Annotated in this window: 7 protein-coding genes; 5 read left to right on the top strand and 2 right to left on the bottom strand. The window is 69.5% G+C overall.

All coding sequences use genetic code 11. From position 1 onward, the window contains the following. Window positions 1-3,154: molybdopterin dinucleotide binding domain-containing protein (locus tag ACPUER_RS13240; protein WP_425131323.1), on the top strand; the 3,154-nt coding region annotated here is incomplete at its 5' end. Window positions 3,155-3,293: 139 nt separating this feature from the next. Here ACPUER_RS13240 and ACPUER_RS13235 read toward each other — a convergent pair. Next, the gene (locus tag ACPUER_RS13235; RefSeq protein WP_425131322.1) at window positions 3,294-4,070 is read right to left on the bottom strand and encodes an SDR family oxidoreductase; all 777 of its coding nucleotides are present in this window, start codon (window positions 4,068-4,070) and stop codon (window positions 3,294-3,296) included. A 4-nt stretch (window positions 4,071-4,074) separates the two neighbouring features. Beyond that, complete coding sequence (locus ACPUER_RS13230; protein WP_425131321.1) at window positions 4,075-4,512, bottom strand: GlcG/HbpS family heme-binding protein; 438 nt, start codon at window positions 4,510-4,512, stop codon at window positions 4,075-4,077. A 95-nt stretch (window positions 4,513-4,607) separates the two neighbouring features. On the opposite strand from ACPUER_RS13230, the gene ACPUER_RS13225 reads away from it, so the two are divergent. From ACPUER_RS13225 to ACPUER_RS13210, 4 genes are all read left to right on the top strand, one after another. Further along, complete coding sequence (locus ACPUER_RS13225; RefSeq protein ID WP_175963582.1) at window positions 4,608-5,522, top strand: LysR family transcriptional regulator; 915 nt, start codon at window positions 4,608-4,610, stop codon at window positions 5,520-5,522. A gap of 80 nt (window positions 5,523-5,602) precedes the next feature. Further along, on the top strand, window positions 5,603-6,037 hold the full coding sequence (locus ACPUER_RS13220; protein WP_425131320.1) for a hypothetical protein: 435 nt from the start codon (window positions 5,603-5,605) through the stop codon (window positions 6,035-6,037). Between the two features lie 427 nt (window positions 6,038-6,464). Beyond that, on the top strand, window positions 6,465-9,059 hold the full coding sequence (mprF, locus tag ACPUER_RS13215) for a bifunctional lysylphosphatidylglycerol flippase/synthetase MprF (protein ID WP_175963509.1): 2,595 nt from the start codon (window positions 6,465-6,467) through the stop codon (window positions 9,057-9,059). Then, window positions 9,056-10,339 (top strand): virulence factor family protein, encoded by a 1,284-nt coding sequence (locus ACPUER_RS13210; protein WP_175963510.1) that lies wholly within the window; start codon window positions 9,056-9,058, stop codon window positions 10,337-10,339. Before mprF ends, ACPUER_RS13210 begins: the two co-directional genes overlap by 4 nt. Window positions 10,340-10,405: the final 66 nt, after the last annotated feature.

Genomic DNA, 10,405 nt, shown 5'->3' with positions numbered 1-10,405 from the left:
CCCCCCCCCCCCCCCCCCCCCCCCCCCCCCCCCCCCCCCCCCCCCCCCCCCCCCCCCCGCCCCCCGCGCCCCCCCCCCCCCCCCCCCGCTGCGCAAGGAAACCGGCCAGGGCACCGTCGACCTGTTCTCGCGGATGGCGGCCGGCGACATCAAGGCGTGCTGGATCGTCTGCACGAACCCGGTCGCGACCGTGCCGAACCGGCAGAACGTGATCGCCGGATTGCAGGCCGCGGAGCTCGTGATCGCGCAGGATGCGTTCCTCGACACCGAGACCAACCGCTACGCGGACATCCTGCTGCCCGGCGCGCTGTGGGCCGAGGGCGACGGCGTGATGATCAACTCCGAACGCAACATGACGCTGATGCGTGCCGCGGTCGCACCGCCCGGCGACGCGCTGCCCGACTGGCGCATCGTCGCGGAAGTCGCGCGCGCGATGGGCTTCGGCGACGCGTTCGACTATGCGTCGGCGGCCGACGTGTTCGACGAGATCGTCCGTTTCTCGAATCCGGCGACGGGCTACGACCTGCGCGGCGCGAGCCACGCGGCGCTGCGCGACGGCCCGGTGCAGTGGCCGGTCGCGCCGGGCACCGCGCGCGAGCGGCACCCGATCCGCTACCTGAACGACGGCGTGAGCCAGACGCTGCGCACGGCGGCCGACGGGAGCGCTGCACCGCATCTCGGGTTCCCGACGCCGTCGGGCAAGGCGCGCTTTTTCGCGCGGCCGCACGTCGATCCGGCCGAGCTGCCCGACGACACGTTCCCGATCGTGCTGAACACCGGGCGGCTGCAGCATCAATGGCACACGATGACGAAGACGGGCAAGGTCGCGATGCTGAACAAGCTGAACCCGCGCCCGTTCGTCGAGCTTCACCCGGACGATGCGAGCGCGCTCGGCATTGCCGCGAAGGACAGCGTCGAGATCCGCTCGGCGCGCGGCCGCGCGGTGCTGCCGGCCGTCGTGACCGAGCGCGTGCGGCGCGGCAACTGCTTCGCGCCGATGCACTGGAACGACGTGTACGGCGACGACCTGTGCATCAACGCGGTGACGAACGACGCGATCGATGCCGAATCGCAGCAACCCGAACTGAAATATTGCGCGGTCGCGCTGCGGCGCGTCGAGACCGACGCGTTCGCGTCCGCCGACGACGAGACGGCACAACCCGACGCGTGCGCCGACGACGCACGGCCCGCTTCGACGATGGTGCAGGCCACTGCTTCACAGGAATCCGACATGGCAGACATCGACACTTTCGCGGCCGCGCTCGGTGTTACCGATTTCGCGCCGCCGCCGTTGACCGACACGGAACGGCTGTACGTGGCCGGCCTCGTCAGCGGGCTGAAGGCGAGCGCCGGCCGCCGCGAGGGCGGCGTGCCGGTGCTGCCGGCCGGCGCGCCGCTCACGCCACCGGTGCGGTTCTGGCTCGACGGGATGCTCGCGGGCCTTTTCAGCCGTTCGCTGCCCGCGAGTTCTCCGGTTGCCGCGCTGCCTGCGCTGCCGGCCGATGCCGCTGCAACCGGCGGCGTGCGGATCGTGCGCACGCGCCCGAAGGTCGTGCTGCTGTGGGCATCGCAGACCGGCAACATCGAATCGCTGACCGAGGATTACGCGACGCAGCTGATGAACGCGGGCTTCGAGATCCGCACCGCATGCATGTCCGACTATCCGGTCGCGTCGCTCGCGGGCGCGCAATACGTGCTGCTGATGACCAGCACGTTCGGCGACGGCGATGCGCCCGACAACGGCAGCGAATTCTGGGACGCGCTGCAGGCCGGCAGCGCCGCGCGCCTCGACGGCGTGCACTTCGCGGTGCTCGCGTTCGGCGATCGCAACTACGACCAGTTCTGCGGCCACGGCCGCCGGCTCGATGCGCGGCTCGCGGAACTCGGCGCCGCACGCCTGTGCGCGCGCGTCGATTGCGACGTCGAATTCCAGAACGATGCGGACCAGTGGCTCGAACGCGTCGTCGTGCGGATCAAGGAGGCCGATGCCGCGCTGCACGCGGTGCCGTCCGGCGGCATGAGCCCGTCGGGGCTGCTGCCGTCGAAGGCGCATCCGGCGCCGTCGAAGCTCGTCGCGAACCTGCGGCTGAACCGTCCGGGCGCCGCTAAGGACACGCGTTATGTGTCGCTGTCGACCGAAGGCGCGAACCTCGAATACGAAACCGGCGACGCGCTCGGCGTGTGGCCGACCAACTGCCCTGAGCTGGTCGACGAGTTGCTGTCCGTCACCGCGCTGAAGGCCGACGCGCCCGTGTCGGTGGCGGGCGTCGGCGACGTGCGGCTCGGCGACGCGCTCGCGCGCCACTTCGACATCACGCGCCCGCATCCGGACACGCTCGCGTTCATCGCGTCGCGCAGCGCGAACGGCGCGCTGAAATCGCTGCTCGGCGACGACCGCAAGGGCGACCTGAAGCAATGGTTGTGGGGGCAGCAGCTTGCGGACGTGCTGCACGAGTTTCCGGTCGAGCTGTCGGGCACCGAGCTGGTCGGGATGCTGAAGCGGCTGCAGCCGCGCCTTTATTCGATCGCGTCGAGCCCGAGCGCGCACCAGGGCGAGATCCACCTGACCGTGTCGGCCGTGCGTTATCACAACGGCCGGCGCGCGCGCAAAGGCGTCGCGTCGACGTTCCTCGCCGATCGCGCGGACGACGGCCGCGTGCCCGTGTTCGTGCAGAAGTCCGCGCATTTCCGGCCGCCGGTGAACGGCGACGTGCCGATCGTGATGGTCGGCCCGGGCACCGGCGTCGCGCCGTTCCGCGGTTTCCTGCACGAGCGGCAGGCGCGCGGCGCGCGCGGGCGCAACTGGCTGTTCTTCGGCGAGCAGCACGCGCAGACCGACTTCTACTACGGCGACGAGCTGGGCGCGATGCACGACAGCGGCTTCCTGACGCGGCTCGATCTCGCGTTCTCGCGCGACCAGGCCGACAAGATCTACGTGCAGGACCGGATGCGCGAGCAGGGCGCCGAGCTGTTCGCATGGCTGGAGGAAGGCGCGCACTTCTACGTGTGCGGCGACGCGTCGCGGATGGCGAAGGATGTCGATACGGCGCTGAAGGCGGTCGTTGCCGAGCACGGCGGAATGTCGGACGACGACGCGAACGACTACGTCGCGCGGCTCGCGAAGGCGCGGCGCTATATGCGGGACGTGTATTGAACGCAGGCCGGGCGGCTTGACGCGGCCGTGCCGGCTGGCCGGCCTGGCACGGTGATCGGCCAGCCGGCGGCGGTCCGGGCCGCCGGGATGGCGGTCGATGACGGACACGGTGTGACCCGTCGGCCGCCAACAGCTTGCGTCACTGCTGCCGATCCCACGCGCGCGCCTGTTCGGCACGCACGAACGCTTCCGACGACTGTGGCAGCAGGTTGCGGAATGCGCCGCCGTCGCGTTCGATCACGTCGACCATCTTCGCGATCATTTCCTCGGGATCGTGCTGTTCGAGCGGGAACGTCAACCGCTCGGGCGTCACGGTGTGGACGGCCGGATCGTGCCAGCGCCGTGTCGTTTCCATCATCCGGTCGTTGAAGCCGGTGCTGTACGGGCCGGGGTTCACGACCGCGACGCGGATGCCGTGCGGCGCCAGTTCCGCGTGCATCGCCTCGGCCACCGATTCGACCGCGTGCTTCGATGCGCAATAGGCGCCGGTGAACGGCCCCGTGATCAGGCCCGCGATCGACGACACGAACACGATCTTGCCGTGCCGGCGCGCGAGCATGCCGCGCGCGATTTGCTGCGTGAGGTCGAGCGGCCCGAACACATTGACGTCGAACAGCTCGCGGACGATCTCGACCGGCAGGTCGACGAGCGCGCCGGCTTCGCCGACGCCCGCGTTGTTGACGAGCACGTCGAAGTCGAGATCGGCCGCGCGGGCGCGATCGTGGGCCGACGTGACGTCGAGCTTGATGGCGCGCAGCGCGGTGCCGCGTTGCGCGGCGGCGGCCGTCAGGCTGTCGATCTCGGCCGTGATGCGTACGCCGGCCGTCACGTCGTGGCCGCGTTCGGCGAGCCGCAGCGCAACTTCGCGGCCGAAGCCGGTGCCTGCGCCGGTGATGAGGATGCGTTTCTGTGCCATGTGCCTACCTTGTGGTGTGAAAGGTTGCCTGAAAGCGGTCGCGGCAGTGCCGGGCGATCGCGCTGTCTTCGTCGACGCTGCCGCCCGAGACGCCGATGGCACCGACGCAGCGGCCGTTGCCGTCGACGAGCGGTTCGCCGCCGCCGAACGTGACAAGCCCGCCGTGACTGTGCTCGATGCCGCGCAGCGGGCCGTCGCCCGACATCGCGCCGAGTGCTTCGGTCGATGCGCGGAAGCGGATCGCCGTCAGCGCCTTGCGCTGCGCGAGATCGATCGCGCCGAGAAAGCAGTCGTCGGTGCGCACGAACGCGAGCAGGTTCGCGCCGGCATCGACGATTGCGATGGCGACGCCCATGACCTGCAGCGACGCGGCATGCGCGAGCGCTGCTTCGATCGTGCGGCGGGCGGCTGCGAGCGGCAGCGCGGCGGTGAGCGGGTCCATTCGAGGCTCCGGTGGGACGACAGGGCCAGTGTAGGCAGTTGCGGTATATGGGAGAATCCGCATTCCGCTCGAAAGAGTTTCAAGTTTTTTTAATGATGGGCAGGCGCGATCCGATGGCCGGGCTGCACGTGTTCGTGACCGTTGCGACGGCCGGCAACTTCACGCGGGCCGCTGCCGCGCTCGGCCTGACGCCGGCGGCCGTCAGCCTTGCGATCGGGCAGCTCGAGGGCGAGCTGAACGTGAAACTGTTCAATCGCAGCACGCGCGGCGTGAGCCTGACGGAAGCCGGACAGCGCTACTGGCAGCAGACGGAGCCTGCGTACCGGCAGGTCATGCGAGCGCGCGGCGAGCTGAAGGATGCGCGCAGCGAGCCGAGCGGGCTGTTGCGCGTCACTGCTCTGCCGCTGGCGCGCACGCTCGTGATCGCGCCGATTCTTGCCGTGTTCCGCGAGCGCTATCCGAAAGTCCGGCTCGAGATCCGCTACGAGAACGAGCTGGTCGACATCGCGAAGGATGGTTTCGATGCGGGGATCCGGCTCGCCGACCGGCTGCAGCCGGGCATGATCGGCGTACGGATCGCGCCCGCGCTGTCGTGTGCGCTGGTCGCGTCGCCCGGTTATCTGGCGCGGTACGGCGCGCCAGTGTCGATCGCGGAGCTCGAGCGTCATGCGTGCATTCGCTTCCGGTTTTCGGAGAGCGGGCGCCTGCATAAGTGGTTGCTGCACGACGGGCGCCGCGACGTCGATCTCGATCCGGACGGCGTATTGGTGACGAACGACGCCGACGCGGTGATCGACGCGGCGCGCGCGGGTGTCGGGATCGCGTTTGCGTTCATGCGCGAGCGCATCGAGCAGGACCTGCGTGACGGCACGCTCGTCGAGGTGCTGCCGGGTGCGTGCCGGACGTTGCCGCCGATGTGGCTGTATTACGTGAATCGCAAGCACGTGCCGGCCAAGTTGCGCGCGTTCATCGACGTGCTGCGCGAGCGGGCCGGCGCGGACGTGGCGTAATCCTGTCGCGCGGCTGCCGGCAGCGATTCGCGCGGAGGTGCATGATGGCGGCTCCACCCACGAAGCCACGGAGTCGCGTCATGCCGGTATTCCCGCATTTCCCGATTCGAACCATTGCGATCGCCGCCGTGCTGGCGGCCGCCGCGACCTGCGGCGCGCCAGCCGTCGGCCAGACGTCGACCATACCGGCCGGCACGGCCGCCGCGACACCCGACAACGCGGTGCTCCTGACCGTCTTTCTTAAACACGACCAGTCGCGACCGCTCGCCGAGCTGAACGCGCAGCTTGCGAAGCAGGGGTTCTACAAGGCGTTTCCGCCGCCGGGCGTCGAGGTGGTGAGCTGGACCGTGACGATGGGGATCGGTCAAATCGTCGTGCTGCGGCTGCCGGCATCGCGGCTGCGTGAAGTCAATCGGGTGCTCGAGGATACGGCGTGGGGCGCGTACCGGACGGAGTTCTATCCGACTTACGACTACAAGGCGATCGGGTTGGCGGAGCATGAGCGGGGGAAGTAATTGGAGCGGCATATTCCCGAACCGGGGCGAAAGGGGGCCGGCCGCGAATATCAACCCGTCCCCATTCCCGAAACCCCGTGCCCACCCCGAATTCATCCTCTCCCGCGCAGCCCGGCCGGGAGAATTTCTCCCAAATCCATCCCTGCTCATTCATCCGATGAAAAAAACGTTCAGGTTCCCGGTATGATGCGCACCTTGCGTTGATCGGCCGCACGATTTTGATGCGATGTTGACGCGTCCCGCGTGCCACAAAACCCCACAATGCGGACCTGAAAGATTCTGTAATATAAATTCCGTATACTCGTAAGTTCTGATCCAGGCGTCACCTGCCTCCGTCTTTGGCCGACCGCCCACGCAGAACAACCAGATATGTCGCCGCCGGGCCATCCCGCGCCGCGACTCGCAATGCATCACCACTGAACAACCTATGTCTTCCCGCCACCCTGGGTCGCCGGGCCGTGCCGCGGCGGCGATCGCCCGTGTCTCGGCGCTGGTTCGCAACGAGCGCGTGCTGTCGCCGCTGCTCGCGTTCGGCATCGGCCTGCTGCTGATCGTCGTGTTTCAGCACCTGTCGGAATCCGTCGACTACCGGTCGGTGATCCGCCAGTTGCGCCACATGTCCGCCGCGGAATGGGGCGCGTCGCTGGCCGCGACGGCGCTCAGCTATCTCGCGCTCGTCGCCCGCGACGCGGTCGGCCTGCGTTATGTCGCCGCGAAGGTGCCGCGCGCCGCGCTGTGGATCGGCGCGATCGCCGGATCCGCGCTCGGCAACGCGACCGGCTTCGGTGCGCTGACGGGCGGCGCGGTGCGCGCGCGCGTGTACGGCGTATCGGGCGTCACGCCCGCGCAGATTGGCCGGATGACGGTGTTCACCAGCGGCACGCTGGCGCTCGCGATGGTGCTGATGACGGCGGTCGGCATGGTCTGCGTGCCGGAGGCGCTCGCCGCGATGCTGCACGTCGCGCCCGGCGTGCTCACGTGGAGCGGCGCGGCGCTGCTCGTGGTGCTGGCCGCGCTGGTCGCGATGTGCGGCAACACAGCGCGCCCGGTCGTCACGCGCTTCAAGTGGCTGTCGTTCGACGTGCCGGCGCGGCGCGATCTCGTCATGCAGGTCGTCTACGCGGTGCTCGACGTCGTCGCGGCGGGCCTGACGCTGTGGGTGCTGCTGCCGGCGGCGCCGGTCGGCTTCCCGACCTTCATCACCGTCTATGCGGCCGCGCTGCTGCTCGGGATGATCGGCCATACGCCGGGCGGGATCGGCGTGTTCGAAGCCGCGATGGTCTTCACGCTCGGCCGCGAAGTGCCCGCGCACGCGATGGTCGCCGCGCTGATCGCGTATCGCGCGATCTATTTCGGCGTGCCGCTCGTGCTGTCGGCCGGCCTGCTGGCCGGTTTCGAGGGCCGCGCGCTGCGCCGCCGGCTCGTGACGCGGCAGGCCGTGCGCGTGTCGCAACTCGCGCCGCTGTTCCTGAGCCTCGTGACGTTCGCGGTCGGCAGCATGCTGGTGATCTCGAGCGCGACGCCCGCGTTCTGGCACCGGATCGCGATCCTGCGCCACCTCGTGCCGCTGTGGGTGCTCGAAGGCTCGCAGGTGATCTGCAGCGTGCTCGGCGTCGCGCTGCTGTTCGTCGCGCGCGGGCTGCTGCGCCGCCTCGACGGCGCATGGTGGATGACCTTCGCATTGACGCTCGCGAGCCTCGCGCTGTCGCTGGCGAAGGGCCTCGCGTTCGTCGAGGCCGGCGTGCTCGGCACGCTGCTCGTGCTGCTGCTCGTCAGCCGCCGCCGCTTCAACCGCCATTCGTCGCTGCTCGCCGAGCGCTTCACCGTGAGCTGGTTCGTGTCGGTGACGATGGTGCTGATGCTGGCCGTGTGGGTGCTGTTCTTCGCGTTCCGCGACGTGCCGTACACGCGCGAGCTGTGGTCGCACTTCTCGTTCGACGCGCGCGCGCCGCGTGCGCTGCGCGCGACGCTCGCGGCCGGCGTGTTCGTCGCGCTGTTCGCGCTGTGGCAACTGCTGCGCCCGGCGCCCGGCCGTTTCGTGAAGCCCGCGCCGCAGGACCTGTTCGACGCCGAACGGATCATCCGCGCGCAGGAATGCAGCGATGCGGGCCTCGCGCTGATGGGCGACAAGTCGTTCCTGTTCTCGGAATCGCGCCAGGCGTTCCTGATGTACGCGAAGTACGGCCGTACGTGGGCCGCGCTGCACGACCCGGTCGGGCCGCGCGAAGAATGGCCGGCGCTGATCGGCAAGTTCATCGCGCTCGCGCACGCGCACAGCGGCCGCGCGGCGTTCTATCAGGTGCGCGCGAACGCGCTGCCGCTGTATCTCGATGCGGGGCTCACGCTGATGAAGCTCGGCGAGGAAGCGCATATCGCGCTCGACCAGTTCGACCTGAAGGGCTCGAACCGCTCGCACCTGCGCTATGCGCTGCGCCGCGGCGACAAGGACGCGCTGACGGTCGAGGTGATCGCGCCGGGCGACGTGCCGGTCGCGCTGCCGGCGCTGCGCGACATCTCCGACGGCTGGCTCGACAGCCGCGACGCGCGCGAGAAGAGCTTCTCGGTTGCCGCGTTCCACGACGGTTATCTCGCGACGCAGTCGGTGATGCTGGTGCGGCAGGCCGACAAGCCGATCGCGTTCGTCACGTTCATGACGACCGACCTCAACACCGAGGCGACGGTCGGCGTGATGCGCCATCTGCCGGACGCGTCGCCGTACGCGATGGAATATCTGTTTACGCAGCTCGCGCTGCATCTGAAGGAAGCGGGCTTCCGCAAGCTGAGCCTGGGCATCGCGCCGTTCTCGGGGATGGGGGCGGCGAAGATGCCGTCGCCGTGGCACCGGCTCGGACTGATGGTCTGGCGCTTCGGCGGCCGCTTCTACAACTTCCGCGGCTTGCGCGCATTCAAGAGCAAGTTCGAACCGCACTGGGAGCCGCGTTACCTCGCGGCCTCGGGCTCGGTCGGCGTGTTCGTCACGCTTGCGGATCTGTCATTGCTGGCTGGAGGTCGGCGTTCATGATGTCGAAGAAGGGAATCGCGCGGGCGGCAGCCGCCTGCGCGGGAATGATGCTGGCCGGCGCCGCGTGCGCCGCGCAACCGGCGGCCGTGAAGGCCGAAACCGTGTCGGGCGGCCGCTACGGGCCCGTTACCGTGACCAGGCCGAGCGGGCCGCTGCGCGGTTTCGTCGTGCTGTTCTCGCGTGAGGCCGGCTGGAATGCCGCCGATCAGCAGGCCGCCGACGCGCTCGCGAAGGCCGGTGCGATGACGGTCGGCGTCGATTCCGAGCGTTATGCGACGAACCTCGCCGCGAAGCAGGAGACCTGCCATCACCTCGACGGCGACGCCGAGGCGGTCAGCCACCAGCTCGAACGTCTGGCGCAGTCGTCGCGCTATTTCACGCCGATCGTCGCGGGCGTGGGCCGGGGCGGCGCGATCGCGAAGCAGATCCTGGCGATGGCGCCGGAGAACACGATCGCCGGCGTCGTATCGGTCAACCCGGCACCGAAGCTCGATCCGCGCTTCAAGCCGTGCCCGCCCGATCCGACGATCGTGCGCCGTGCGATGCCGGGTTTCGTCGAAACGGCTGCCGCGGGCGACACCACGAAGCTCGTGTCGCTCGTCACGTCGCACCTGCGCGACAGCGGCAGCAGCGGCGACGAACTCGACGTGTCGGACCTGCCGCTCGTCGAGCTGCCGGCCAAGGGCGGCAGCGGCCGGCTCGCGATCGTGATCTCGGGCGACGGCGGCTGGCGCGACCTCGACAAGACGATCGCCGAGGCGCTGCAGCGCGACGGCGTGTCGGTGGTCGGCATCGACAGCCTGCGCTATTTCTGGAGCGAGAAGCCGCCCGCGCAGGTGAGCCGCGATCTCGCGCGCGTGATGCGCACCTACATGACGCGCTGGCATGCGAACCGCGTGGCGCTGGTCGGCTATTCGTTCGGCGCCGACGTGATGCCGTTCGCGTACAACCGGCTGCCGGCCGACCTGCGCGACAAGGTCGCGGTGATGTCGCTGCTCGGCTTCGCGCCGTCCGCCGATTTCCAGATCCGCGTGACGGGATGGCTCGGCATGCCCGCGAGCGACAATGCGCTGAAGGTCGCGCCGGAAATCGCGAAGGTGCCGCCGCAGCTCGTGCAGTGCTTCTACGGCGCGGAAGAGACGGACACGATGTGCCCGGCGCTCGCGAACACCGGCGCCGACGTGATCAAGACGCAGGGCGATCACCACTTCGGCCGCGACTACATCGCGCTCGAGAAGAAGATCCTCGGCGGGTTCGGCAAGCCGGTGGCGGCGCGCTGAACGCAGGCGCCCGCGCTTTACGGCGGGTGCCTGCCGGTTTGCTTCCGGTTCATCGTACGGGCGGCC

The sequence above is a fragment of the Burkholderia sp. DN3021 genome (assembly GCF_049805555.1).
In the GTDB taxonomy this organism is placed as follows: Bacteria; Pseudomonadota; Gammaproteobacteria; order Burkholderiales; family Burkholderiaceae; genus Burkholderia; species Burkholderia pyrrocinia_C.
Note: the sequence above shows the minus strand (reverse complement) of the source record. Positions and strands in the feature narration are given on the sequence as shown.